General features: G+C 65.3%; 23 protein-coding genes. 14 read left to right on the top strand and 9 right to left on the bottom strand.

All coding sequences use genetic code 11. From position 1 onward, the window contains the following. Window positions 1–36: 36 nt before the first annotated feature. The 9 genes from paaA (at window position 37) to nhaB (ending at window position 9,954) form a co-directional block, all read left to right on the top strand. Entirely contained in the window at window positions 37–1,026 is a 990-nt protein-coding gene (gene paaA, locus ABCR88_RS15435; RefSeq protein ID WP_325984701.1) for a 1,2-phenylacetyl-CoA epoxidase subunit PaaA, read from the top strand. A 68-nt stretch (window positions 1,027–1,094) separates the two neighbouring features. After that, entirely contained in the window at window positions 1,095–1,376 is a 282-nt protein-coding gene (paaB, locus tag ABCR88_RS15430; RefSeq protein WP_011061421.1) for a 1,2-phenylacetyl-CoA epoxidase subunit PaaB, read from the top strand. Between the two features lie 8 nt (window positions 1,377–1,384). Next, the gene (gene paaC, locus ABCR88_RS15425; RefSeq protein ID WP_350404824.1) at window positions 1,385–2,146 is read left to right on the top strand and encodes a 1,2-phenylacetyl-CoA epoxidase subunit PaaC; all 762 of its coding nucleotides are present in this window, start codon (window positions 1,385–1,387) and stop codon (window positions 2,144–2,146) included. Then, on the top strand, window positions 2,133–2,663 hold the full coding sequence (gene paaD, locus ABCR88_RS15420) for a 1,2-phenylacetyl-CoA epoxidase subunit PaaD (RefSeq protein WP_041118314.1): 531 nt from the start codon (window positions 2,133–2,135) through the stop codon (window positions 2,661–2,663). Before paaC ends, paaD begins: the two co-directional genes overlap by 14 nt. Window positions 2,664–2,692: 29 nt before the next feature. Further along, window positions 2,693–3,769: a 1,2-phenylacetyl-CoA epoxidase subunit PaaE gene (gene paaE / locus ABCR88_RS15415; protein ID WP_350022719.1), complete on the top strand. Its 1,077-nt coding sequence runs from the start codon at window positions 2,693–2,695 to the stop codon at window positions 3,767–3,769. Between the two features lie 110 nt (window positions 3,770–3,879). Beyond that, the gene (locus ABCR88_RS15410) at window positions 3,880–4,188 is read left to right on the top strand and encodes a DUF485 domain-containing protein (RefSeq protein ID WP_011061425.1); all 309 of its coding nucleotides are present in this window, start codon (window positions 3,880–3,882) and stop codon (window positions 4,186–4,188) included. Beyond that, window positions 4,185–5,831, top strand: coding sequence for a cation acetate symporter (locus tag ABCR88_RS15405; protein ID WP_350022720.1), 1,647 nt, complete (start codon window positions 4,185–4,187; stop codon window positions 5,829–5,831). Before ABCR88_RS15410 ends, ABCR88_RS15405 begins: the two co-directional genes overlap by 4 nt. A 60-nt stretch (window positions 5,832–5,891) precedes the next feature. Further along, window positions 5,892–7,946, top strand: a complete 2,055-nt coding sequence (gene paaZ / locus ABCR88_RS15400; protein ID WP_350404820.1) for a phenylacetic acid degradation bifunctional protein PaaZ — start codon at window positions 5,892–5,894, stop codon at window positions 7,944–7,946. A 505-nt stretch (window positions 7,947–8,451) separates the two neighbouring features. After that, the gene (nhaB, locus tag ABCR88_RS15395) at window positions 8,452–9,954 is read left to right on the top strand and encodes a sodium/proton antiporter NhaB (RefSeq protein ID WP_350404818.1); all 1,503 of its coding nucleotides are present in this window, start codon (window positions 8,452–8,454) and stop codon (window positions 9,952–9,954) included. Between the two features lie 90 nt (window positions 9,955–10,044). Here the strand turns inward: nhaB and ABCR88_RS15390 are convergent, their stop codons facing one another. From ABCR88_RS15390 to gnd, 3 genes are read right to left on the bottom strand one after another with little or no spacing between them, the layout of a single operon-like run. Continuing rightward, entirely contained in the window at window positions 10,045–10,881 is an 837-nt protein-coding gene (locus ABCR88_RS15390; protein WP_350404816.1) for an HAD family hydrolase, read from the bottom strand. After that, window positions 10,863–12,380 carry a glucose-6-phosphate dehydrogenase gene (gene zwf, locus ABCR88_RS15385; RefSeq protein WP_047286745.1) on the bottom strand — a complete coding sequence of 506 codons (1,518 nt, stop codon included), beginning with the start codon at window positions 12,378–12,380 and terminating at the stop codon, window positions 10,863–10,865. The genes ABCR88_RS15390 and zwf overlap by 19 nt, the downstream gene beginning before the upstream one ends. After that, the gene (gnd, locus tag ABCR88_RS15380; RefSeq protein ID WP_015635708.1) at window positions 12,377–13,357 is read right to left on the bottom strand and encodes a phosphogluconate dehydrogenase (NAD(+)-dependent, decarboxylating); all 981 of its coding nucleotides are present in this window, start codon (window positions 13,355–13,357) and stop codon (window positions 12,377–12,379) included. The genes zwf and gnd overlap by 4 nt, the downstream gene beginning before the upstream one ends. A 409-nt stretch (window positions 13,358–13,766) precedes the next feature. On the opposite strand from gnd, the gene ABCR88_RS15375 reads away from it, so the two are divergent. The 5 genes from ABCR88_RS15375 (at window position 13,767) to ABCR88_RS15355 (ending at window position 18,861) form a co-directional block, all read left to right on the top strand. After that, window positions 13,767–13,943 carry a DUF6026 family protein gene (locus ABCR88_RS15375; protein WP_015635709.1) on the top strand — a complete coding sequence of 59 codons (177 nt, stop codon included), beginning with the start codon at window positions 13,767–13,769 and terminating at the stop codon, window positions 13,941–13,943. 244 nt (window positions 13,944–14,187) lie between these two features. Continuing rightward, entirely contained in the window at window positions 14,188–15,930 is a 1,743-nt protein-coding gene (locus ABCR88_RS15370) for a phosphoethanolamine transferase CptA (protein ID WP_325984706.1), read from the top strand. 292 nt (window positions 15,931–16,222) lie between these two features. Further along, window positions 16,223–16,447 carry a hypothetical protein gene (locus ABCR88_RS15365; RefSeq protein ID WP_041118326.1) on the top strand — a complete coding sequence of 75 codons (225 nt, stop codon included), beginning with the start codon at window positions 16,223–16,225 and terminating at the stop codon, window positions 16,445–16,447. A gap of 318 nt (window positions 16,448–16,765) precedes the next feature. Continuing rightward, a complete protein-coding gene (locus ABCR88_RS15360) occupies window positions 16,766–17,440 on the top strand; it encodes a heavy metal response regulator transcription factor (protein ID WP_011061434.1) in 675 nt (224 codons plus the stop codon). Further along, the gene (locus tag ABCR88_RS15355; protein ID WP_011061435.1) at window positions 17,437–18,861 is read left to right on the top strand and encodes a heavy metal sensor histidine kinase; all 1,425 of its coding nucleotides are present in this window, start codon (window positions 17,437–17,439) and stop codon (window positions 18,859–18,861) included. Before ABCR88_RS15360 ends, ABCR88_RS15355 begins: the two co-directional genes overlap by 4 nt. On the opposite strand, the gene chrA is transcribed toward ABCR88_RS15355, so the two are convergent. The 6 genes from chrA to ABCR88_RS15325 form a co-directional block, all read right to left on the bottom strand. Continuing rightward, complete coding sequence (gene chrA / locus ABCR88_RS15350) at window positions 18,858–20,045, bottom strand: chromate efflux transporter (RefSeq protein ID WP_325984707.1); 1,188 nt, start codon at window positions 20,043–20,045, stop codon at window positions 18,858–18,860. The two genes, ABCR88_RS15355 and chrA, sit on opposite strands and share 4 nt — an antisense overlap. After that, window positions 20,045–20,536 (bottom strand): GNAT family N-acetyltransferase, encoded by a 492-nt coding sequence (locus ABCR88_RS15345; RefSeq protein WP_011061437.1) that lies wholly within the window; start codon window positions 20,534–20,536, stop codon window positions 20,045–20,047. Before ABCR88_RS15345 ends, chrA begins: the two co-directional genes overlap by 1 nt. A gap of 158 nt (window positions 20,537–20,694) precedes the next feature. Beyond that, window positions 20,695–21,822, bottom strand: a complete 1,128-nt coding sequence (gene zapE / locus ABCR88_RS15340; protein ID WP_015635714.1) for a cell division protein ZapE — start codon at window positions 21,820–21,822, stop codon at window positions 20,695–20,697. A gap of 176 nt (window positions 21,823–21,998) precedes the next feature. Next, window positions 21,999–22,328 (bottom strand): ketosteroid isomerase, encoded by a 330-nt coding sequence (locus ABCR88_RS15335; protein WP_011061439.1) that lies wholly within the window; start codon window positions 22,326–22,328, stop codon window positions 21,999–22,001. 52 nt (window positions 22,329–22,380) lie between these two features. After that, entirely contained in the window at window positions 22,381–23,097 is a 717-nt protein-coding gene (locus ABCR88_RS15330; protein WP_015635716.1) for a YafY family protein, read from the bottom strand. A gap of 275 nt (window positions 23,098–23,372) precedes the next feature. After that, window positions 23,373–25,850 (bottom strand): TonB-dependent receptor, encoded by a 2,478-nt coding sequence (locus ABCR88_RS15325; RefSeq protein ID WP_350404899.1) that lies wholly within the window; start codon window positions 25,848–25,850, stop codon window positions 23,373–23,375. Window positions 25,851–25,853 lie beyond the last annotated feature (3 nt).

The following is a 25,853-nucleotide window of genomic DNA, read 5'->3' as shown; positions in this document are numbered from 1 at the left end:
CATGCCCAGCCACACCTTCACACCGGGAGACGCCACATGTACGCACAGTTGGTAGAAACGGGGGTCAAGCGCGTCACGCCACTGGCCGAGATGTCCGAACAGGAACGCAGCTTCCAGCAAAGGATCGACGACGAGATCAAGATCGAAGCCAAGAACTGGATGCCCGAGGCCTACCGCCAGACCCTGATCCGGCAGATCTCCCAGCACGCCCATTCGGAAATCGTCGGCATGCTGCCCGAAGGCAACTGGGTCACCCGTGCCCCGACCTTCAAGCGCAAGCTGCAACTGATGGCCAAGATCCAGGACGAAGCCGGCCACGGCCTGTACCTGTACAGCGCCATGGAAACCCTGGGGGCCGACCGCGACGAAGAAGTGGCCCGGCTGCACAGCGGCAAGGCCAAGTATTCGAGCATCTTCAACTACCCGACCCTGAACTGGGCCGACATGGGCGCCGTGGGCTGGCTGGTGGATGGCGCGGCCATCGTCAACCAGGTGGTGCTGCAACGCACCTCCTACGGCCCCTATTCCCGGGCCATGGTGCGCATCTGCAAGGAAGAGAGCTTCCACCAGCGCCAGGGCTACGAAATCCTCCTGACCATGATGCGCGAGGGCAACCAGGCGCAGCGGGACATGGTCCAGGACGCCATCAACCGTCTCTGGTGGCCGGCCCTGATGATGTTCGGCCCCAGCGACGAACACTCCCCCAACAGTGCCCAGTCCATGGCCTGGAAGATCAAGCGCCAGAGCAACGACGAACTGCGCCAGCGCTTCATCGACCAGACCATCCCGCAACTGGAGTTGCTGGGCTGCACCTGCCCCGACCCGGAGCTGAAGTGGAACGCCGAGCGCGGCCATTACGACTTTGGCGAAATCCAGTGGGAAGAATTTTACGAAGTGCTCAAGGGCAACGGCCCGTGCAACCAGGAACGCCTGGACACCCGCCGCCAGGCCATCGAGGACGGCGCCTGGGTGCGGGCTGCCGCCGTGGCCCACGCCGCCCGAAAGGCCGCCAGCGACGCCGCCTGAGAGCCCGTTCCCCCCCGGCCATTGCCCCCAGGGCAATGGCCCTCCAGCCCTGATGTGGAGTCACTGCAATGTCTGAATGGACCCTCTACGAGGTTTTCGTGCGCAGCAAGCACGGCCTCAACCACAAGCATGTCGGCAGCGTGCACGCCGCCGATGCCCCAATGGCCATGGCCAACGCCCGGGACCTCTACACCCGGCGCAGCGAAGGCGTGAGCCTGTGGGTGGTGCCTTCGGCGCAGATCGTCGCCTCCTCGCCGGACGAAAAGGAGCCGCTGTTCGACCCGGCGGACGACAAGGTCTACCGCCACGCCAGCTTCTACCAGTTGCCCCCCGAAGTCGGACACATGTGAGGCCGGCCATGAACCCTGCAAACGATCTGCTCAACCACCTGCTGCGCCTGGGCGACAGTGCCCTGGTCCAGGGCCAGCGCCTGTGCGAATGGTGCGGCCGGGCCCCGGCCCTGGAAGAAGAACTGGCACTGATGAACGTCGGTCTCGACCTGGTGGGCCAGGCCCGCAACTGGCTGGACTATGCCGCCGAACTGCTGGCGGACGGGCGGGATGCCGACCATCTGGCCTTTCGCCGCGACGAACGCGCCTACCGCAACCTGCTGCTGGTGGAACAACCCAATGGCGACTTCGCGGTGACCATGCTCAAGCAGTTCTTCTACGACGCCTGGCACCTGGAAACCCTCCGTGGCCTGTGCCTGTCCAGCGATCCACGCATCGCCGGGGTCGCCGCCAAGGCGTTCAAGGAAGTCACCTACCACCTGCGGCGCTCCAGCGAGTGGGTCGAGCGCCTGGGGGATGGCACCGAGGAAAGCCACCGGCGCATGCTCCAGGCCCTGCCGCGGCTGTGGCGCTTTACCGGGGAACTGATCGCCACCGATCCTGCGGAGAACGCGTTGCACCAGGCCGGGCTGCTGGCAGACCCGGCTCAGGTCGCCACCGCCTGGCAGGACAGGGTCGCCGCGGTGCTCGCCCGGGCCACCCTGCCTGTGCCCGAAGCGCCCAGCCACTTCTACCTGGATGCGCGCAAAGGCCTGCATACCGAACACCTGGGCCTGCTGCTGGCCCAGATGCAATCACTGCCGCGAGCCTATCCCGATGCGGTCTGGTGAGCTGATCGGCAGCGACCTGGGGGCACGCGACCCGTTGCCCGGGGACCTGGACACCGCCTGGGCCACCCTCGACCGGGTCATGGACCCGGAAGTGCCGGTGGTCAGCGTGCTCGACCTGGGCATCGTGCGCCACCTCGACTGGCACCAGGGGCACCTGCAGGTGGCGGTCACCCCGACCTACTCCGGCTGCCCGGCCACCGAGGTGATCGAAAGCGACATCCGCCAGGCCCTGGAGCGCGCCGGCTTCAAGGCCCCCAGGCTGCTGCGCCAGCTGACCCCGGCCTGGACCACCGACTGGATCACCGAGCGCGGGCGCCGGCGCCTGCAGGCCTACGGCATTGCACCCCCCTCGGGCAGCAGCAAGCGCAGCCTGCTGGGAGAAACGCCCCAGGTGCTCTGCCCGCAATGCGGCAGCGCCCACAGCGAGCGCCTCAGCGAGTTCGGTTCCACCGCCTGCAAGGCCCTGTATCGCTGCCGTGATTGCCTGGAACCCTTCGACTACTTCAAGTGCATCTGAGCGGCCCGGCGCCGCAGTGGAGAACCACCATGAGCCAGTTCCACCGCCTGACCATCAAGGACCTGCGCAATGAAACCCGCGACGCGGTGTCCATCGCCTTCGAGGTTCCCCCGCACCTGCAGCAGCAGTTCCACTTCACCCAGGGCCAGCACCTGGTGCTGCGCACCGAGCTTGAAGGCGAGGAAGTGCGCCGCTCCTATTCGATCTGCACCGGGGTCAACGACGGTGAACTGCGCATCGCGGTCAAACACGTGGCCGGCGGGCGTTTCTCGGCCTTCGCCAATGAACGATTGCAGCCCGGCCACAGCCTGGACGTGATGCCCCCGGCCGGGCGTTTCCATGTGGAGCTGGACCCGGCGCGGCGCGGCCATTACCTGGCGGTGGCGGCCGGCAGCGGTATCACGCCGATCCTGTCGATCATCAGGACCACCCTGCAAACCGAGCCCCACAGCCGGGTCACCCTGCTCTACGGCAACCGCTCCAGCAACTCGGCGCTGTTTCGCGAACAGCTTGAGGACCTGAAGAACCGCTACCTGCAGCGGCTGAACCTGATGTTCGTGTTCAGCCGCGAACGGCAGGACATCGACCTGTACAACGGGCGCATCGACCAGGACAAGTGCCAGCAGCTGTTTTCCCGCTGGCTCGACGTCCAGCAACTGGAGGCCGCGTTCATCTGCGGCCCCCAGGCCATGACCGAAACCGTGCGCGACAGCCTCAAGGCTGCCGGCATGCCGGCCGAGCGCATCCACTTCGAGCTGTTCCACGCCGGCAGCGACGGGCACAAGCGCCAGGCCCGGGAAACCGCCCATGCCCTGGATGCCCGGCACAGCCGGGTCACCGTGATCAGCGACGGCCGCGCCCTGGCCTTCGACCTGCCGCGCAACAGCCAGAGCATTCTCGACGCCGGCAACACCCAGGGCGCCGAACTGCCCTACTCGTGCAAGGCCGGAGTCTGCTCCACCTGCAAATGCAAGGTCATCGAAGGCGAAGTGGAAATGGACAGCAACCACGCCCTGGAAGACTACGAAGTCGCGGCCGGCTACGTCCTCTCCTGCCAATCGTTCCCGCTCAGCGACAAGGTGGTACTGGACTTCGACCAGCTCTGACGCCGGCGCTCCCCGCAGCCGCCCGTAGCCGCTGCCGAGCCCCAGCGAAGCTGCGAAAGGCCGCGCAGCGCCTTCACGTACCAGCAACAACAAAAACAAGAGAACGCGCCATGACCCCACAACAGATCGCCCGCATCACCCGCCATCCGGACTTCATCCAGCTGGTGCGGCGCAAGCAGCGCCTCTACTGGTCGCTGACCCTGATCATGCTCCTGGCCTACTACGGTTTCGTACTGCTGGTGGCTTTCCACCCCGGGCTGCTGGGGCGCTCGTTGGCCGGCGGAGCCACCAGCGTCGGCATGCCGGTGGGCGTGGCTATGATCGGCCTGGCCTTTGCCCTCACCGGCTTCTACGTCTACCGCAGCAACCGCCTGCTGGACCCGCTGAACGACAAGCTCAAGCGCGAGTGCCAGCCATGAAGCGCCCGCTCGCTCTATTCCTGCTGCCCTGCCTGCTGGCCACCGACCTGGCCCTGGCGGCCGACACGCCGGCGCGGCCATTGAACTGGAACGCCATCGGCATGTTCCTGGTGTTTGTCCTGATGACCCTCGGCATCACCCGCTGGGCCGCCCGGCGCACCCGCTCCGCCAGCGACTTCTATACCGCCGGTGGCGGCATGAGTGGCTTGCAGAATGGCCTGGCGATCGCCGGTGACATGATTTCCGCGGCGTCCTTCCTCGGCATCTCGGCAATGATGTTCCTCAATGGCTACGACGGTCTGTTGTACGCCCTGGGGGTCCTGGCCGGCTGGCCGATCATCCTGTTCCTGATCGCCGAACGCCTGCGCAACCTGGGCAAGTACACCTTCGCCGACGTGGTTTCCTATCGCCTGGCCCAGACGCCGGTGCGCCTGACCTCGGCCTTCGGCACCCTGAGCGTGGCACTGATGTACCTGGTGGCGCAGATGGTCGGCGCCGGCAAGCTGATCGAGCTGCTGTTCGGTATCAGCTACCTCTATGCGGTGATGCTGGTGGGCCTGCTGATGGTCTGCTACGTGACCTTCGGCGGCATGCTGGCCACCACCTGGGTACAGATCATCAAGGCGCTGATGCTGCTTTCGGGCACCAGCTTCATGGCCTTCATGGTGCTCAAGCACTTCGGTTTCAGCACTGAAGCGCTGTTCGCCCAGGCCAGCGCGGTGCACGCCAAGGGCAGCGCGATCATGGCCCCAGGCGGGTTGCTGTCGAACCCCATCGATGCCATTTCCCTGGGGCTGGGCATGATGTTCGGCACCGCCGGCCTGCCGCACATCCTCATGCGTTTCTTCACCGTCAGCGATGCCCGGGAAGCGCGCAAGAGCGTGTTCTACGCCACCGGTTTCATCGGCTACTTCTACCTGCTGCTGATCATTGTCGGCTTCGGCGCCATCGTCATGGTCGGTACCGAGCCCGAGTACCGCGATGCCGGCGGCGCGATCATCGGCGGCGCCAACATGATTGCCGTGCACCTGGCCCAGGCGGTGGGCGGCAACCTGTTCCTGGGCTTCATCTCGGCCGTGGCCTTCGCCACCATCCTGGCGGTGGTGGCCGGGCTGGCGCTGTCCGGCGCCTCGGCGGTCTCCCATGACCTGTACGCCTGCGTGCTGCGCAAGGGCCAGGCCAGCACCCGGCAGGAAATGCGCGTCTCGCGGATCGCCACCCTGTGCATCGGGGGGCTGGCGGTGCTGCTGGGGCTGTTGTTCGAATCGCAGAACATTGCCTTTCTCTCGGGGCTGGTGCTAGCCATCGCCGCTTCGGTGAATTTCCCGGTGCTGTTTCTTTCGATGTTCTGGAAAGGCCTCACCACTCGCGGCGCGGTGGGCGGCAGCCTGGCTGGCCTGGTCTCGGCGATTGTGCTGCTGATTCTCAGCCCGGCGGTCTGGGTCAATGTGCTGCATCACCCCCAGGCGCTGTTTCCCTACGCCAACCCGGCGCTGTTTTCCATGAGCCTGGCGTTCTTCTGTGCCTGGGCCCTCTCCGTCAGCGACCGCTCGCCCCGGGCCGAACTGGAGCGCGGACGCTACCTGGCGCAGTTCATCCGTTCCATGACCGGCATTGGCGCATCCGGCGCCACTCATCACTGACCCCATCCATGAGCGCGGGCTGCCGCGCTCGAACCCGGTTCACCCTCTGGAGGAATCCCCATGCCACAGGCTCCAACCCTGCAAAGCTTCATCGCCGGCCGCTGGATCGGCCAGCATCCGGCCCAGTCACTGCGCAGCGCCATCGATGGGCATGAAGTGGCGCGCACCCACGAGGAGGCCCCGGACTTCGCCGAGGCCCTTGCCTTTGGTCGCCATCAGGGCGCCAAGACCTTGCTGGCCCTGGATTTCCAGCAGCGGGCCCAGCGCCTCAAGGCCCTGGCGCTGTATTTGAGCGAGCGCAAGGAGCAGCTCTATGCCCTGTCCCATCACAGCGGCGCGACGCGAGCCGACAGCTGGATCGATATCGAGGGCGGCAACAGCACCCTGTTCAGCTACGCCGGCCTCGGCGCCCGGGAGCTGCCGTCGGGCAACCTGTTGCACGAAGGCCCGGCGCAATCCTTGAGCAAGCTCGGCAGCTTTGCCGGCAGCCACATCCTGGTGCCCCGGGGTGGCGTGGCGGTGCACATCAACGCCTTCAACTTTCCGATCTGGGGCATGCTGGAAAAATTCGCCCCGTGCTTCCTCGCCGGCATGCCCTGCATCGTCAAGCCGGCCAGCGCCACCAGCTACCTGACTGAGGCCGCGGTGCGGCTGATGCATGAATCCGGGCTGCTGCCCGAAGGCAGCCTGCAATTGGTGATAGGCGCTACCGGCGACCTGCTGGACCGCCTGCAAGGCCAGGACCTGGTGACCTTCACCGGCTCCGCCAGCACCGCTGGACGACTGCGGGCCAACCCGCACCTGATCCGCCATTCGGTGCCCTTCAATGCCGAGGCCGACTCGCTGAACTGCGCGATCCTGGCCCCGGACGTAAGCCCGGACGACGAGGAATTCGAGCTGTTCATCAAGGAAGTGGCACGGGAAATGACGGTCAAGGCCGGGCAGAAATGCACTGCCATCCGCCGCACCATCATCCCCGCCAAACAACTGGATGCGGTGGCCACCCGATTGCTCGAGCGCCTGTCGAAGGTGGTGGTGGGCGACCCGGCGGTGGAAGGCGTGCGCATGGGCGCCCTGGCCTCCCATGAACAGCAGCGCGATGTGGCCGAGCGCCTGCAAAGCCTGCTGCACAGCAGCGACCTGCTGTTCGGTGCCCGGGACGGCTTCGAGCCCCGAGGCGCAAACGTCAGCCAGGGCGCGTTCTTCGCCCCGACCCTGTTGCTGGCGCGCGATCCCATGGCCGAGGGCGGCGCCCACGACATCGAAGCCTTTGGCCCGGTCAGCACCCTGATGGCCTATGACGACCTGGACCAGGCACTGGAGCTGGCCTCTCGCGGCAAGGGCAGCCTGGTGGCCAGCCTAGTCACCAAGAACCCGGCCATTGCCGCCCAGGTCATTCCCCGGGCTGCGGCCTGGCACGGTCGCTTGCTGGTGCTGGACCGCCACTGTGCTGGCGAATCCACCGGCCACGGCTCGCCCCTGCCACAGCTCAAGCATGGCGGCCCGGGCCGCGCCGGGGGTGGCGAAGAGCTGGGCGGCCTGCGGGCGGTCAAGCATTACCTGCAACGGGCGGCGATCCAGGGCTCGCCAAGCATGCTGGCGGCGGTAACCGGCGAGTACGTGCGCGGTGCCCAGGTGATCGAAACCGAGGTCCACCCCTTCCGCCGGCACTTCCAGGACCTGCGGATCGGCGAATCCCTGCTGACCCACCGGCGCACTGTGACCGAGGCCGACCTGGTGAACTTCGGTTGCCTGTCGGGGGACCATTTCTATATGCACTTCGACGAGATTGCCGCCAGGGAGTCGCAGTTCGGCAAGCGCATCGCCCATGGCTACTTCGTGCTCTCGGCGGCGGCCGGGCTGTTCGTTTCCCCGGGCCCCGGCCCGGTGCTGGCCAACTACGGCCTGGACACCCTGCGCTTCATCACCCCGGTGGGCATTGGCGACACCCTGCAGGCGCGCCTGACCTGCAAGCGCAAGATCGACCAGGGCAAGCTCAGCCCCCAGGGCACGCCGCAAGGAGTGGTGGCCTGGGATGTGGAAGTCAGCAACCAGCTGGGCGAGGTGGTGGCCAGCTACGACATCCTGACCCTGGTGGCCAAGCGTACTGAGTGAAACCGTTGAAGACCGCGCAAGACTCGAGGCCCTCTTCGCCGGCAAGCCGGCTCCTACAACAGTTTCGCGCCGCCAGCCCCCCCCGTAGGAGCTGGCTTGCCAGCGAAGGCGTGCTTGAGGACTGCGCAAGACTCAAGGCCCTCTTCGCCGGCAAGCCGGTTCCTACAACAGTTTTGCGCCGCCAGCCCCCCCGTAGGAGCTGGCTTGCCAGCGAAGGCGTGCTTGAGGACTGCGCAAGGCTCGAGGCCCTCTTCGCCGGCAAGCCGGCTCCTACAACAGTTTCGCGCCGCCAGCCCCCCCGTAGGAGCTGGCTTGCCAGCGAAGGCGTGCTTGAGGACTGCGCAAGACTCAAGGCCCTCTTCTCCGGCAAGCCGGCTCCTACGTAAGGTCGTGCACTGGCGGCCGCTGGGGCGCTGGCGAAGTTTGTCGCAAAAGATTTCATCAATTCTTGATTCTCAATCCGCCATGGGGCAAGTTGCGCGCTTCTCACTACAAGGAGCCGCCAATGTCCGGTTCAATGGCCCAGGCGTTCGCCCACAATTTTCTCGGCCAATCACCCCGCTGGTACAAGGCAAGCATTGTCGCGTTCCTGTTGCTCAACCCTCTGCTGTTCTTCGCTGTCAGCCCGGCCGCCGCCGGCTGGTGCCTGGTGATCGAATTCATCTTCACCCTGGCCATGGCCCTCAAGTGCTACCCCTTGATGCCCGGCGGCCTGCTGCTGGTGCAGGCACTGGTGCTGGGCATGACCACGCCCCAGGCGCTGTATGACGAGCTGGTGCACAACTTCCCGGTGATCCTGCTGCTGATGTTCATGGTGGCCGGCATCTACTTCATGAAGGAGTTGCTGCTCTACCTGTTCTCCCGGCTGCTGCTGGGGGTGTGCTCCAAGGCGCTGCTGGGCCTGCTGTTCTGCTTTCTCTCGGCCTTCCTCTCGGCCTTTCTCGACGCCCTGACCGTCACCGCGGTGATCATCAGCGCCGCGGTAGGCTTCTATTCGGTGTATCACCGGGTGGCGTCCGGCAATGACCCGCGCCAGGACAGCGCCTTCGCCGACGACCAACAGTTGCCTGCCCTGCATCATGACGACCTGGAACAGTTCCGCGCCTTCCTGCGCAGCCTGCTGATGCATGGCGCCGTGGGCACCGCCCTGGGCGGTGTGTGCACCCTGGTAGGGGAACCGCAGAACCTGCTGATCGGCCATGAAATGGGCTGGCACTTCGCCGATTTCTTCAGCAAGGTGGCACCGGTTTCGATGCCGGTCCTGGCGGCTGGCCTGGTGACCTGCGTACTGCTGGAGAAGCTGCGCTGGTTCGGCTACGGCACCCTGCTGCCGGACAACGTGCGCCAGGTGCTGGCCAACTACGCCGCCGAGGACGATGCCCAGCGCACCTCGCGCCAGCGCGCGGCCCTGCTGGTGCAGGGGCTGGCGGCACTGATCCTGATCGTCGCCCTGGCCCTGCATGTGGCCGAGGTCGGGCTGATCGGCCTGCTGGTGATCGTACTGATCACCGCCTTTACCGGGATCACCGACGAGCACCGCCTGGGCAACGCGTTCAAGGACGCCATGCCCTTCACCGCCCTGCTGGTGGTGTTCTTTGCCGTGGTGGCGGTGATTCACCAGCAGCAGCTGTTCACCCCGCTGATCCAGTGGGTGCTGGCGCTGCCGGCGGACCAGCAGCCGGGCATGCTGTTCATTGCCAATGGCCTGCTCTCGGCCATCAGCGACAACGTGTTCGTGGCCACCATCTACATCACCGAAGTGAAACAGGCCTTCATCTCCGGGCAGATGAGCCGCGAGCACTTCGAAACCCTGGCGATCGCCATCAATACCGGTACCAACCTGCCGAGCGTGGCTACGCCCAACGGCCAGGCGGCCTTCCTGTTCCTGCTGACCTCGGCGATTGCGCCGCTGGTACGCCTGTCCTACGGACGGATGGTGTGGATGGCCCTGCCCTACACCGTGGTGATGGGGCTGCTGGGCTGGTACGCGGTGAGCTACTGGTTGTAACCGCTGCTTGGGGCGCCCCGGGACTGCAGATGGGGCGCAATGGGTGCAGGACTGGGGGCCGTGGCCCGGCGCGATGCCGGGCCACGGCCCTCAACGCATGAGGATATAGCGTTCGATGGCTTCGGCGGCGCCGTCTTCCAGGTTGCTGCCGGTGATCACATCAGCCTGGCGCTTGACCTGTTCTTCCGCCTGGCCCATGGCAATCGACAGGCCGGCACGCTGGAACATCGCCGGGTCGTTGCCGCCATCGCCCAGGGCCGCGGTGCGCTCCAGCGGCACCCCCAGGTATTCGGCCAGGGTCACCAGGGCCTGCCCCTTGTCCGCCTGCAAGGCAGTGAGATCGAGGAACCTGGGTTGGGAACGGGACGCCTGGGCCTGCCCTGCAGTGGCGGCCTGCAAGCGGGCCTCCAACTGCACCAGCAAGCGGTGATCGCTGCTGGCGGCGACGATCTTGTCGATGCGCGGCAGGTATTCCTCGAAGCTGTCCACCACCTTGGGGGCGTAACCCAGCGCCTGACGCTCCAGGGGCATCAGGGCACCGTCCAGGTTGCGCAGCAGCCATTCGTTGTCGGCAAACACCCAGGTCTCGACCTGTGGGCAGGGTTCGAACAGCAGCAAGGCGGTGACCGCCGCTTCCACCGGAACATGGTGACAAGCCAGGAAACTGCCATCGGGCTTGACGATACTGCCGCCGTTGAAGCCGGCAGTGGGCAGGTCGACGCCCAGGGCCTCGATCTGCTGCAGCATGGCCCGCGGCGGCCGTCCGGTGGCCAGGCTGAAGGCTACCCCGGCCTCGCGCAGCGCACGGACCGCGTCCAGGGTGCGGGGGCTGAGGCTGTGGTCGGGGCGCAACAGGGTGCCGTCCATGTCACTGAGGAGGAACTCGATAGGCCGCGCCTGCACGCCACTCACCCCAGAGGTCGCCATACGCGGCCATCCCGGGCCAGCAGTTCATCCCCGGCTGCCGGGCCATCCACCCCCGCCGGGTAGCTCTGCAAGCTGGCGTCCTGTTGCCAGGCATCGAGGAAGGGTTGCACCGCGCGCCAGCCGTTCTCGATGTTGTCGGCGCGCTGGAACAGGGTCTGGTCGCCGATCAGGCAGTCGTAGATCAGGGTTTCGTAGCCGGTGGAGGGCTGCATCTCGAAAAAGTCGCGGTAGGCAAAACCCAGCTCGATGTTGGCCATGTCCAGGCTCGGCCCGGGCTTTTTCGCCAGCAGGTCGAACCACATGCCTTCGTTGGGCTGGATCTGGATCCGCAGGTAGGTCGGCAACAGGCGCTCGACCTCGGTATCGCGGAACTGTGCATAGGGCGCCGGCTTGAAGCAGATGACGATCTCGGTGTCGCGCACACTCATGCGCTTGCCGGTGCGCAGGTAGAACGGCACCCCGACCCAGCGCCAGTTGTCGATCATCACCTTCAGCGCAACGTAGGTTTCGGTGCTGCTGTCCGGCGCCACGTTGGCTTCCTCGCGGTAGCCCGCCAGGGCCTTGCCGGCCACTTCACCGGCGCTGTACTGGCCGCGCACCGAGTTGGCCCGGGCCTCTTCCACGGACCAGGGGCGGATAGCCCCCACCACCTTGGCCTTTTCGCCACGTACCGCATCGGCACCAAAGGCTGCGGGCGGCTCCATGGCCACCATCGCCAGCAACTGGAACAGATGGTTGGGCACCATGTCCCGCAGGGCACCGGTGTGTTCATAAAAGCTGCCACGGGTTTCCACGCCGACGGTTTCCGCCGCGGTGATCTGCACGTGGTCGATGTAATGGTTGTTCCAGAATGCCTCGAACAGGCTGTTGGAAAAACGGCTGACCAGGATGTTCTGGACCGTTTCCTTGCCCAGGTAATGGTCGATGCGATAGATCTGCTTTTCGCTCATGACCTTGAGCAGGCAGCCGTTGAGGGCTTCGGCGGTCTGCAGGTCGGAACCGAAGGGTTTTTCGATCACCACCCGGCGAAAAGCCTGCGGCCCCTCCTCCAGCAACCCGGCGCTGCCCAGGCGGCGCACCACTTCACTGAAGAAGCGCGGTGCGGTGGCCAGGTAGAACACCGCGTTGCCGGTGCCGCTGGCGGCAATCCGCGCCGCCAGTTCGGCATAGGTGGAGTCGTCGAGAAAATCGCCCTGGACATAGCTGATGCCCCGGGTCAGGCGAGCCCAGACGGCGGCATCCACCGCCGCCCCCTGGCCTTGCTTGTTGAGCACTTCATCGCGAAGGAAGTCTTCCAGCAGCGTGGCGAACTCGGCGTCGCTCACCGCGTTGTGGTCGACGCCGACAATCCGCAGCCCCTCATCCAGCAAACCGTCGCGGCTGAGGTTGTACAGCGCCGGCATCAGCAGGCGCTTGACCAGATCACCGCGGGCGCCGAACAGGAACAGCGTGGTCGGCGGCGCCGGCAACGCCTTGGACTTCTTTCGCGTGGTGGTCATTTTTTCCCGGTCTCCACATGGCCGCCAAAGCCGAAGCGCATGGCCGACAGCAGCTTGTCACCGTAGGTGCCCTGGCCGCGGGAGCGGTAGCGGGAGAACAGCGAGTTGGACAGCACCGGCACCGGCACCGATTGCTCCATGGCCGCTTCGATGGTCCAGCGCCCTTCGCCACTGTCGGCCACCGAGCCGGAGAAGCCGTCGAGCTTCGGATCGCCCGCCAGGGCATCGGCGGTCAGGTCCAGCAGCCAGGAGGACACCACGCTGCCACGGCGCCAGACTTCGGCGATATCGGCGACATTGAGATCGAAGCGCTGGTCTTCCGGAAGGCTTTCCGAGGCCTTGGTCTTGAGGATGTCGAAGCCCTCGGCGAAGGCCTGCATCATGCCGTACTCGATGCCGTTGTGGATCATCTTGACGAAGTGCCCGGAGCCGGCCGGGCCGGCGTGGATGTAGCCGCGTTCGGCGCGGTCGTCATCGGCGACCCGGTCCTTGGTCCGCGGGATGGTGCCCATGCCGGGCGCCAGGGCAGCGAACAGCGGGTCCAGGCGCAGCACTTCGGCGGCGTCGCCGCCGATCATCATGCAATAGCCACGCTCCAGGCCCCAGACGCCACCGGAGGTGCCGACATCGATGTACTTCAGGCCCTTTTGCGCCAGGTCGCGGGCGCGGCGGATGTCGTCTTTATAGTAGGTGTTGCCACCGTCGATGATCACATCGCCCGGCTCCAGCAACTGGCTGAGGGTGTCGATGGTGTCTTCGGTGGGTGCGCCCGCGGGCAGCATGACCCAGACCGCACGGGGCTTTTCCAGGCCCGCCACCAGGGCCGGCAGGTCGGCGACGCCCTTGGCGCCTTCAGCGGCCAGGGCGCTGACGAAGTCGGTGTTGCGGTCAAAGACTACGGTCTCGTGCCCATTGAGCATCAGGCGCCGTGCAATGTTGCCGCCCATGCGGCCCAGTCCAATAATCCCCAGTTGCATGTGCTGATGCTCCTACTGCAAAAATTCTGATCAAAAAAAGTTATAGCCCAGTGGGCCGGGGCAAAATCCCGAGGGGCGCAACTATACAAGGCAAGAAGCCCCAAGACAGCGCAATCTTCAGGCAGATTCCGAGTTTTTTACCCCCGACGGCGCGAATTACCCATCGACCGACCCCAGCCAATTCCCCTGACGGCCAGCAGAACAATGAAGATTAGTCCCGTGCCAGCCCCTGAAGTTTCCCTGGCCCTGGGTGGATAACGCTGCAAGTCTGCGCGAAGACACAGCGACCGCGAAAAATAAAAAAGTTCCCTTTGCCCGAAAAAGAAATAAAATTGCCGCCGATAGTGCTTTGCGCAAGGGATGCGGCCAGCGAAGCATAGTTGAGACACGCCATTTGCGAGGTGAAGCAATGGGCACAGTACTACCGGCACGACCAGCACAAACCCTGTACGTCACCATTCGTCGTGACGAATTGCGTCAACTCAAAGACGAACGCGATCAACTGCAACGGGAGCTCGCACAATTGCGCCTGCAGTTGCAAAGCCAGGGTCAACCGGCGCCGCTACACCTCTCCTCCGCGAGCTGAGCCTCGCCCCTGAACGCAGGCCCGACCTGCGTTCAGCCCCGCTGTAGGTCCCGGGCCAAGCCGCCGTCCCTCGTCATACCGCCACAGCCTCCCGTTGCAGACCACAAAATAGCGACGTTCAGCTGACAAAGTTTTCACACTTGCCTGTCGATACTCCCGGCCATTGTGGCCGTCTTGTTACAAGACGGCGCTCATTCGCGACGCCCTGGGCGCGCAATGAATCTGGATTCCTGGGGAGCGCTCAATGGCATTGTTCAAACGCAGTAGTGCATCTGCGAAAGGTTTTGACTGGATGGGCCTGCTCTGGCTGTTCCTGTTCTTCTGGTATTTCTCCGGCATCACCCAACTGCTGATCCAGCTGACCGACACCTCCGGCTTCACCGGTTTCCGCCAGGCGTTCTTCATGAGCGCCATCTGGCTGGCACCGATGCTGCTGTTCCCGGCGCGTACCAAAGTCATGGCCGCCGTGATCGGCGTGGTGCTCTGGGCCTGTTCCATGGCCAGCCTGGGCTACTTCTTCGTCTACCAGCAGGAGTTCTCGCAAAGCGTCATCTTCATCATGTTCGAGTCCAACCCCTCGGAAGCCGGTGAATACCTGACCCAGTACTTTGCCTGGTGGATGCTCCTGGCGTTCCTCGCCCACAGCGCATTCGCCTTCTTCCTCTGGACCCGCCTGCGCCCGGTCTACCTGCCTCGGGGCCAGGCCCTGGTGGCGGCGACGGCAATCCTGGTGGCCATCGTCGGCTACCCGCTGGTCAAGCAGATCTCCCGCGCCGATACCCTGGCCGCCGGCCTGGAGAAATTCGAAACCCGCATCGAGCCCGCCGTGCCCTGGCAGATGGTGATTGCCTATCGCCGCTACCGCGAGCAACTGGACGGCATGCAGGGCATGCTCGCCAGCGCCAGCAAGATCGCCCCCCTGACCAACCTCAAGGACAGCATGGCCAACCAGCCGGCGACCCTGGTACTGGTCATCGGCGAATCCACCAACCGCCAGCGCATGAGCCTGTACGGCTACCCGCGCCAGACCACACCGGAGCTGGACAAGCTCAAGGACCAGCTGGCGATCTTCAACAACGTCATCACCCCGCGCCCCTACACCATCGAGGCGCTGCAGCAGGTACTGACCTTCGCCGACGAAGAAAACCCCGACCTGTACCTCAAGAGCCCGTCCCTGGTCAGCGTGATGAGGCAGGCCGGCTACAAGACCTACTGGATCACCAACCAGCAGACCATGACCAAGCGCAACACCATGCTCACCACCTTCTCCGAACAGGCGGACGAGCAGGTGTACCTGAACAACAACCGCAACCAGAACGCCCGCCAGTACGACGGCGACGTGCTCGAACCGTTCTCCAAGGCCCTGGCCGACAGCGCACCGCGCAAGTTCATCGTGGTCCACCTGCTGGGCACCCACATGAGCTACCAGTACCGCTATCCGCCCAGCTTCGACAAGTTCAATGATCGCCAGGGCGTACCGGCCGGCGTGCGCGACGACCAGTTACCCACCTACAACAGCTACGACAACGCCGTGCTGTACAACGACTTCGTGGTCTCGAACCTGATCAAGAACTACGCCAAGACCGACCCCAACGGTTTCCTGCTGTACCTCTCGGACCACGGCGAGGACGTCTTCGACTCCGCCGGCCATGACACCCTGGGGCGCAACGAAGCCCGGCCGACGGCGCCGATGTACACCATTCCGTTCATAGCCTGGGCCTCGCCGAAATGGCGGGAAACCCATGACTGGAGCTTCGCTTCGGACCTCAGCCGCCCCTACATGAGCTCCCAGCTGATTCACACCTGGGCGGACCTGGCGGGCCTGAGTTTCGATGAGCTGGACCACAGCCGCAGCCTGGTGAGCGACAGCTTCAAGCCACGCCCGCTGCTGATCGGCGACCCCTACTCGCGCCAGAGCAAGCCCTTGATCGACTTCAGCCTGATGAAACCCAAGGCTCCGGTCGAAGCCACGGTGGTACAGAAGTAAGCCCCCTGTCACGCTCGCAGGATCCGGCTTGCCGGCAAACAGCCCCGAGAACCCTGGCCGGTTCCCGGGGCTTTTTTTTGCACCAGGCCGCGTCCGCAGGCGGCGCCTTCAAGGAGGTGCCCTTCCCGGCCAGCGCGGCCAAGCGCCAGCAAAGACACATGATGTCGAAATTGTAATCAGCACTTCAGGCTGACGTTAACCCTCGCTTAATACACTTCGGTGAAACTTTCGCCCATCACTTCTTGTGCAGGGACGTAACAAGTACCGAACATTCTTAAGCAGGAAAAACAGCATGAAACTTTCAACTTTGGTATTAAGCGGCCTGATTCTGGTAGGTTCCAGCGCGGCCTTTGCCGAAGGTGGCTCGGAAAATATGCAGCGCTTCTATGACAACTTCCGCGTTAGCCAGCAGCAACTTAATGGCGACAAGACCGAAAACACCGCAAAAACCGAAAAGCAGAAATCCGAGCCCAACTATTCCGCCTCGGATGCCAAGCAACAAGAGCCTGGTGCCTGACCCCCAGTTCCAGCGATACCCATTCCCGGCAATCTGCTCCTTTGCCAGGAGTGGATGTTTGGCGCCCTTGCGGGCGCCTTTTTCATAGGGGCTGCCCTCCTTCTCTTGCACCCGCATGACAGGCAGATGACAACCCGGTCATCTGCCGCCCGCAGTGCCCCGGCTCAATTAGTATCGCCGCACCATGCCGCTCGCCACTGATCGGACAGCCTGGTTAATCAGTTGAATTAGCTGGGTTATTTTATTGACCCTATAGCTACTACAGACTTTAACCTGCGCTCGCTCGACAGCCCCGACAGCTTTGAAGAGGATATTGCAATGCGCATTCTGGTGATTGAGGACGAACCCAAGACGGCCGACTACCTGCATCAGGGCCTGAGTGAAAGTGGCTATGTGGTGGACCGGGCGAACAATGGCGTGGACGGCCTGCACCTGATTCAACAACAGCCCTATGAATTGGTAATCCTGGATATCAACCTGCCCGGCAAAGATGGTTGGCAAGTTCTTGAACAACTGCAGGGAAACTATCCCGCACGGGTCATGATGTTGACTGCCCGCGGGCGCCTGGAAGACAAGGTCAAGGGCCTGGATATGGGCGCCGATGATTATCTGGTCAAACCCTTTCAATTTCCCGAGTTGCTGGCCAGGGTTCGTACCCTGATGCGTCGTAGTGAAGTCATTGTCCAACCGGAAGTTCTGCAAGTTGCCGACCTGCAACTTGACCCGCGCCGTCATCGGGCTTATCGCGGCAGTCGACGTATCGACCTGACGACCAAGGAGTTCACCCTGCTGCATGTATTGATGCGCCACAGCGGAGAAGTACTGACCCGCACCCAGATCATTTCCCTGGTCTGGGACATGAACTTCGACTGCGACACCAATGTGGTGGAAGTCTCCATCAGCCGCTTGCGGGGCAAGATCGACGACGCCAGTGACGTCAAGCTGATCCATACCCTGCGCGGTGTCGGTTATGTCCTGGAAGCACGCCCATGACAGCGCGCCCCGCCGCCGCGGCCAGCAGCCTGTCCATGCGCCTGGGGCTGACCGTCGCCCTGATGGGCGCGGCACTGGTGGTGCTGCTGGCAACCCTGGCCTACCTGGCGTTGAACCATGAGCTGGACAACCTGGCGCGCAAGGGCCTGGACAGCAAGCTGGAGCAGATCCGGCACAGCCTCACCAGCGATCTCAAGAGCAGTGACCTGGCGGCCCGCCCCCATTCCCTGCTGGACCTGGTGATGGGCCACGACAACCTGCAATTGAGCATCCTCGGCAGCGATCCGCTGGCCGAACCCCTGCTGATTGTCGGCGGCATGGCCCAGGAGTCCCTGCCCGAGCCCCTGGGCAATATCGGTGGCGATGGCTATGTCGACTGGCGCGACAGCCGCGGCAACCCCTTGCTCAGCGCCCTGCGGCAGATGAGCCTGCGCAACGGCGAGCAGGTCCAGGTGGTACTGACCTTGGACCGCAGCAACGATCAGGCGCTGCTCAGCGCCTACCTGCGCTCCACGGTGATCGCCCTGCCCCTGTTGCTGCTGCTGATCGGTTTCGGCGCCTGGTGGCTGGTGCAACGGGGCCTGCTGCCGCTGCAGCAGTTCAGCCGGGTCGCGGCGCGGGTGACCACCCAGGACCTGACCCACCGCCTGAAGCTGCAGGGCCTGCCCCGGGAGCTGGCGGAGCTGGGCCAGGGCATCAATGTCATGCTGCAACGCCTGGACGGCGGCGTGCAGCGCCTGTCGCAGTTCTCCGACGACCTGGCCCACGAGTTGCGCTCGCCCATCAGCAACCTGATGGGCAAGGCCCAGGTGACCCTGTCCCGAGAACGCCCGCCAGAGGAGTACAAGGCGGTGCTGGAGGCCAGTATCGAAGAGCTGGAGCGGGTCACGCGGATCGTCGCCGACATGCTGTTCCTGGCCCAGGTCAGCCAGCCGGCGTCCCAGGCCCGGTTCGCCCGGGTCTCGCTGGGGGAAGAAGCGCGCCGGGTCATCGACCTGTTCGCTCTGAGCGCCGAAGAGAAGCAGCTGCAACTGCAGCCCAGTGGCGATGCCTGGGTGCTGGGGGACCGGCTGATGATCCAGCGGGCCATTTCCAACCTGCTGTCCAACGCCATTCGCCACAGCCCGCCGCGGGGGCAGATCAGCCTGCGGGTGGAGCAGACCATGGAGGCCGTGAGCCTGAGCGTGGGCAACCCCGGCCCGGGCATCGCTGCCAGCCACCTGCCCCATCTGTTCGAGCGCTTCTATCGGGTCGACAGCAGCCGCACCCGGGCCGAAGGCGGCACCGGGCTGGGCCTGGCCATCGTCCGTTCGATCATGAACCTGCACCAGGGGCGCACCGAGGTCAGCAGCATCCCGGAACTCCTGACCGAGTTCCGCCTGGTATTCCCCCGGCTCGACCCGGCGCAGCACGACCTCTAGAGCAGCCAGGCACCGGCACCGGCCCCCAGCAGCACCAGGGCCCAGGGCGGCACCCGGCCGCTGCGCAACAGCAGCAGCGCCAGCAACACCGCCACCAGTTCCGGCGCGCCGGTCACGCTGCTGGTCCACAGGGGTTGGTACAACGCTGCCGCCAGCAGGCCCACCACCGCGGCATTGACCCCGGCCAGGGCCGCCTGGATGCCCTGGCGGTGGCGCAGCCGCTGCCAGAAGGGCACCACGCCGATCACCAGCAACAACCCCGGCAGAAAGATCGCCAGCAGGCACACCACCGCCCCACTCCAGCCATCGATGGCCGCGCCGAGAAAGGCCGCGACGCTGAACAGCGGGCCGGGCATCGCCTGGGCGCTGGCGTACCCGGCCAGGAACAGCGGGCTGCTGACCCAGCCGGGCTCCACCACCTGCGCCTGCAACAGCGGCAGCACCACATGGCCGCCGCCGAATACCAGAGCGCCGACCCGGTAGAAACCATCGAACAGGCTCAGCAGGCGCCCCGGCCAGAGCAGCACCAGCCCCGGCAACAGCACCAGCAGCAATAGCGCCAGCCCCAGGCAACACGCCCCCTGGCGGCGACTCGACCCAGAGGAAGGGCTCTGGACCTGCACCTGGAACACCGGCCTGATCAGCCAGCGGCCCAGCAGCGCCGCCAGCAGCATCACCAGCAATTGCCCGCCCAGGCCCGGCCAGCGCAGCACCAGCGCCGCGGCCAGCACTGCGATGACGATCTGCAAGGCGCCCCGGCACAGGCTGCGGGCCATGCCCCACAAGGCCTGGGCCACCACCGCCACCGCCACCAGTTGCAAGCCCTTGAGCGCCCCGGCCGGGACCCCGCCCTCCAACCCCAGGGCCAGCAGTGCCAGGGCCAGGGCCGAAGGCAAGGTAAAGCCGGCCCAGGCACACAGGGCCCCGGGCAGGCCACGGCGAGACAATCCCAGGGCGATGCCGACCTGACTGCTGGCAGGTCCGGGAAGAAACTGGCACAACGCGACCAGCTCGGCATAGGCCGCCTCCCCCAGCCAGCGCCGGCGCTGGACGAATTCCTGGCGAAAGTAGCCCAGGTGCGCCAGCGGCCCGCCAAACGAACTCAGGCCCAGGCGCAGAAACACCAGGAAGATCCGCCAGGGTGTTTCTACCGGGACCGGCGCGCAGGGGCTGGGGGCGTGCATTACAAGGCTTTGCTCCAGAACAGCATGCGCCCGTGAGCCGGGTCGAGCATGGCATTGGCGAAACCGCAGGCGCGATAGGCGGCCTGGGCCTGGGCATTGCCCTCCAGCACTTCCAGAGTGACCTTGCAGCAGCCCCGTTGCCGGGCGATGTCCTCGACCTTCTGCAGCAGGCGCTTGCTCAGGCCCTGGCCGCGGTAGCTGTCCAGCACCACCACGTCATGGATATTCACCAGGGGCCGGCAGGCAAAGGTGGAGAAGCCTTCGAAGCAGTTCACCAGGCCCACCGGCTGCCCGCCGGCAAAGGCCAGCACGCTGAACGCCTGGGGCCGCTTGGCCAGCTCCGCCGGCAACTGCTGGAGCCGGTCTGCGTCCAGGGGCTGGCCGCCGCCCATGGGGTCCTCGGCATAGTGGTTGAGCAACACGCCTATGGCTTCGGCATGCACCGGGTTGCTGTAACTGGCTTGCAACACCACGACATCGGCAACGTCCATGTTCATCCTCGATCAACGTATTGAAAGTGAGCGCTCAGGGCTCAGGCAGCCTCGATTGTAGGCTGGGGGATTTGACCAAACGAAGATTTTTAACCCGCGCACTACAGAAAAAATCCTAAGCAGCGGCCGGGATCCACGGCAGCCGGAAAGGTTTCCCTTCAGGCCGCGGGCCCACCGGCAAAACGCTGCAACTGCATTTCCTGCAGGCGGCTGAGGGTGCGGCGGAAAGCGAACTCCAGGTAGCCCTCGGTGTACAGCTGTTCCATGGGCACCCGGGCTTCCAGGTACAGCGGCACCTTGCGGTCGTAGCACTCGTCCACCAGGGCGATGAAACGCCGCACCGCGTCGTCATGTACCGACAGTTGCGGCAACTCACGATCCCCGGCCACCACCCGCTCGGCACCATCCTCGGTGCCCCGGGCAATGCGTGCGGGGCGCTGGCAAGCGCTGAGGTTGGGCACATCGCTCAGGAGAATGGCCTGGAAGCGGTCGCACAGGGCCATGAAGTCCATCGCGGAAAACGGCTGTTCGCACAGTTCGACGAAGCTGCACCACACCACCGTCCCGCACGCCTTGACCACCTGCAACGGGCGATAGCCGAGCAACAGCGGCTCGCTGCTCGCCGGCTGCCCGGCACTCAAGCGCTCGAACACCGGCCCCAGGGCGCTCGGCTGGCCCTCGGCGCCAAGCCAGTAGCGTTGCTCGGCGGCGCCCGGGTGCAAGCGGTGATCCTGCTCGCCGTCCACCGCCACCACCTGCATGTGCTGGCGGATGGCGCTGATCGCCGGAACGAAGCGCTCGCGGTTGAAGCCATCGGCATACAGCTGTTCCGGGGGCTGGTTGGAGGTGCAGACCAGCACCACGCCCTGGTCGAACATCACCTGGAACAGGCGCCCGAGGATGATCGCGTCACCGATGTCATTGACGAACAGCTCATCGAAACACAGCACCCGCACCTCTTCGGCCAGCTCCCGGGCCAGGGCCTGCAAGGGGTCGGCAATACCGGTCAGCTGGAACGAACGCTGGTGCACCCAGCCCATGAAGTGATGAAAGTGCTGGCGCCGCGCCGGGACCCGCAGGCTCTGGTAGAACTGGTCCATCAGCCAGGTCTTGCCCCGCCCAACCGCCCCCCACAGATAGACCCCGGGCACCGCCGTGCGCCCTTGATGCAGGGCTTCATGGCATTGCTGCAAGGCCTGCACCGCCCGCGCCTGCGCTGCGTCGGCGACAAAGCCCTGCTGCTCCAGGGCGTACTGGTAGGCGCTCATGGGGGAATCGAATGGCATGGGGCTCGGGCCTCCTGGCAAAGAGCCGCAGTATGCCAGCATGAGCCGCTCCAGGCCGACCTGTAGCCGCTGCCGAGCCCGCGAAGCTGGGAAAAGGACCGCAGGGCCTTGCCTGGCGCTCTCCCGCAAGACCTTGGGCATGCTCAGGTTTTTCGCCGCCTGCGCCAGCGGCTACATCAGCGGGAAATATCCAGGCGTTCGATCCGCCCCTGGGCGTCCAGGCGGAAGGTATGGCGCAGGGCCTGGGGGCTGCCGGGGAAGTCACCGCATACCCGGCTGTCGAGCAGCACTTTGCCGGTGCGCTGCTGGACCCCGAGGATTTCCAGGCGGCACGCGCCTTTGCCCATCCAGCGGGCGATCTGCTGGGGCCCCACGCAGTGCTCGCGTTCATCGAAGACCTGGGCGCGGTCGGCGAAGATCGACGCCACCACTGCGCTGTCGCCGCTGTTGATGGCCGTGACATAAGCGGCGATGGCCGGGGCCAGGGAAGGGTCTGTGGCCGACATGACAAAAGCTCCTTGCTGTTGAATGAGCGGGCCATGCTAAAGCCCCCGCGTGTCATTTCCTGTCAGCAGTGAAACGGCCCTGCTCGTCGCTGTGCATGCGTTTGCGCCAGGCTCGCAGCCAGTCGCTGCGCCGCCCCGGATACCGCTCGCCCTGCTCCTGGGCCGCAGCAATGCGGTCGGTGCGAAAGGTCCGGTAATCCTCGCGCAATTCACACCAGGCCACGATCACCCGGGCCTCGTTGAGAAAGCCCAGGGCCAGGGGCCAGACCCGGCGCTGGCTGGGGTTCTGGTTGACGTCGGCATAGTCGATCAGCAGCTTGGCCTGAAGGCGGATCGCCTGGCGAAACACATTGAGCGACACCGGGTTGTCGGGGAAACCGTAGCCCGCCGGGCCGGGCAACAGGGTCGGATTGCGCAGTGCGTCCTGAGCCGCGGGGGCCAGCACCGCGGCGATCTTGGCCATGGCATCGGCGGCGGCCTTGCTCAGTTCCTCGTCGCCGCGCTGGTCGACGTAGCGCAGGCCCAAAACCACGGCCTCGGTCTCGTCGGCATTGAGCATCAACGGCGGCAGGAACAGCCCGCTGCGCAGCACGTAGCCTATCCCGGCCTCACCGTAGATCGGCGCGCCCAGGGCGGTCAGCTCGGCGATATCGCGGTACAGGGTGCGCTCGGAAACCTCCAGCTCCGAGGCCAGGGTCGCGGCGGTCACCGGACGGCTTTTGCCCCGCAGCATCTGCAGCAGGGTGAGTAAACGACTGGCTCGCGACACGCAGGTGCACTCCGGAAAAAACACCGGCGCAGATTACCAGAGCCTCCTGACAGTTTCTGTCAGGAGGATGGGGTTGGCGGGACGTTACCAGGCATGGCTCTGCCTGGGTCTTGTAGCCGCTGGCGCAGGCGGCGAAGGCACTGCGTCGCAGGGCCGCAAGGCTGCTGATGCGCCCAGTGTTCGGCTGGGGGCTGCCAAGCAAGGCCCTGCGGGCCTTCGCGCCGCCTCGCTGGGGCTCGGCGGCGGCTACAGGGGCCGCAAGAGCCCCCGGGGCGTCAGTAGGCCATGGTCCAGGTCAGGGTGTAGGTGCGGCCCCGGCCCTGGTAGTCGTAGAGGTAGTCCGGGCCGTAGGTCGGCGAGTAGAACAGTTTGGCGCGCTGGCCCCAGACGGTGCTGTACTGCTTGTCCAGCAGGTTCTGGATGCCGCCGCTGAAGGTGCCGAACTCGGTGTCGTGGCTGCCCAGCAGGTCGAAGGTGGTGTAGCCGTCGATGGTGTTGGGCGCATCCACGCTGTGGGTGGCGTCGATCTGCTTGACCGCGTCGTCCTTGAGGGTGAAGGCGTGGTTGCCCTGCAGGCGCACGCTGCTGCTGTCGTCCTTCCAGCCGACGAAGGCGGTGAGTTTCGACAGCGAGGCATAACGGGCGTCGCGCTTGCTCCAGCCGCCGTTCTTGTTCTCCTCCTCGGAACGCACGGCATGCAGGGTGCCGCCCAGCTCCCAGCCGTTCTGGAAGTGCCGGGTCAGGGCGCTCTCAAAGCCGTAATCGCGGCTTTTCTGGTCCTTGACGTCGATGGTCAAGGTGGCCTGGTCGGTGGTGATCACCTTGTCCGACCAGATGTAGTACAGCGCCGCCTGGGCATCCCAGTCGCTATCGGAGAAGCGCCAGCCGGTCTCCACCTGGCGGCTCTTGATCCCCGCCAGGGGGTTGTCGTCCACGCTCAGGCCCGGCTTGCCGTAGAACTTGGCCGGGTCCGGCAGATCGAAGCCCTCGCCGTAGTTGACCCACAGCTGGTGGCCGTTCTTGAAGTCGTAGATGGTGCCCAGGTTGTAGAGGTTGACCGCATAGTCGTTGCTGCCGCCGGGTACGTTCTTGAACTGGCCCACGTCCACGTCCATCTGCTGGCGCCGGTAGCCGCCGGATACCGTCAGGTTGTCGGTGGCGTGCCAGTCCAGCTGGGCATAACCGGACAGGCCGTCGACCCGGTAGCTGGGATAGCGCGGCGCCTTGCTCTGGGTCACCAGGTCGAGGCCGCCGCTGCCCGAGGAGATGCCCTGGTCGAAGGTGCTCTGCTGGGCATTGAAACGCTCGCGGTCCAGGTCCACGCCATAGGTCAGCTTGAACGCCTCGAACTCCTTGGCGAACAGCGCCTTGAGGCTGGTGACTTCGAAATTCTGCTGGGATGCGGCGAAGTACACACCCTTGGAGCCTGCGGGGCTGCCGCTGTTGTAGTAGGGGAACGGGAAGAAGTTGTCGTCTTCCTTGCGGTACGAGGCCTGCAGGTAGAAATCCTGGCCCAGCACGTCGCTGTGGTGGTAGTTGGCGTTGAGCAGCAGGCGCTTGGTACGCGGTTCCAGGTCGGTGGAATAGCCGCCGCGCAGCTCGGCGTCTTCCAGGTTGGACGGCGCCTTGTACTTGAGGTTGGGGAAGTAGATCCCGGTGCTGCCATGGTTGCCGGAGTCGTAGTACTGGGCCAGCAGGTCCAGGCTCTGCTCTTCGTTGAACTGCAGGGCCAGGCTGCCCATCAGGTCCAGGGTACGGTTGTACTGCAGGTCGGTCTGGGTGTTGTCGATGAAGATCTGCTTGCCGGCACCGTCATAGAACGCCTGGTTCTGCTCCCCCGCCACCGCCAGCCGGCCGCTGATGGCCTCGTTGCCGCCACTCACCGACTGGGCGATGCGGGTCGTCAGGTCGTCACTGTTGTTGAAGCCGCTGCTGGCCCCCAGCTGGGTCTCGAAGCGCGCCGGGCCCGGTTCGCCTTTCTTGGTGACGATATTGATGATGCCGCCGGTGGCGCCGCCGCCGTAGATGGCGCTGGCCCCGGACAGCACTTCGACCCGCTCGACGTTGAACGGCGAGATGCTGTCGAACTGCCGGGACAGGCCCCGGGAGCTGTTCTGGCTGACCCCGTCGATCATCACCAGCACGTTGCGCCCGCGCATGTTCTGGCCGTAGTTGGTGCGCCCTTCCGGGGCCAGGTCGAGGCCCGGTACCAGCTTGCCGATGGCTTCCTTGAGGCTGACCCCGGTGCTCAACTGCTCGCGCAGCTGGCTCTGCTCCACCACCCACACGGTGCCGGGAATCTCGCTGATGGCGGCGCTGGTGCGTGACGCCACGGTGACCTGAGTCGGCTTGAGGTTGAGGCTGGCGGCCGGCACGCCAACCCGACGCAGGATCACCGTGTGCCCGTCGCTGAACGACCAGCTCATGCCACTGCCGGCCAGCAGGCTTTGCAGGGCCTGGGCCACCGTGAGCTCGCCGTTGAGGGCGGTGGATTGCAGGCCCTCGACATCGCTGGTGGTGTACAGCAGGCGCAGGTCGGCCTGATCGGCGAAGCGGGTCAGCGCCTGGTCCAGGGGCTGGGCCGGCAGGTTCAACGAGACCCGGCGCTCCTGGGCGCTGCCGGCCTGGCTGACCGTGGCCGCCTCCTGGGCCTGGGCCAGGACCGGGCTCAAGGCCCCGGCGAACAGGGCCTGGGCCAGTAATGTGCGGCGCATGATGTGGTGACCGCGCCCCAGTGTCGACAGCTTGAACATTGC

It is taken from the genome of Pseudomonas sp. W17 (assembly GCF_040268305.1).
Lineage (GTDB): Bacteria > Pseudomonadota > Gammaproteobacteria > Pseudomonadales > Pseudomonadaceae > Aquipseudomonas > Aquipseudomonas protegens.
The sequence above is the reverse complement of the archived record's forward strand: the minus strand, read 5'-3'. Positions and strand labels throughout refer to the sequence as shown.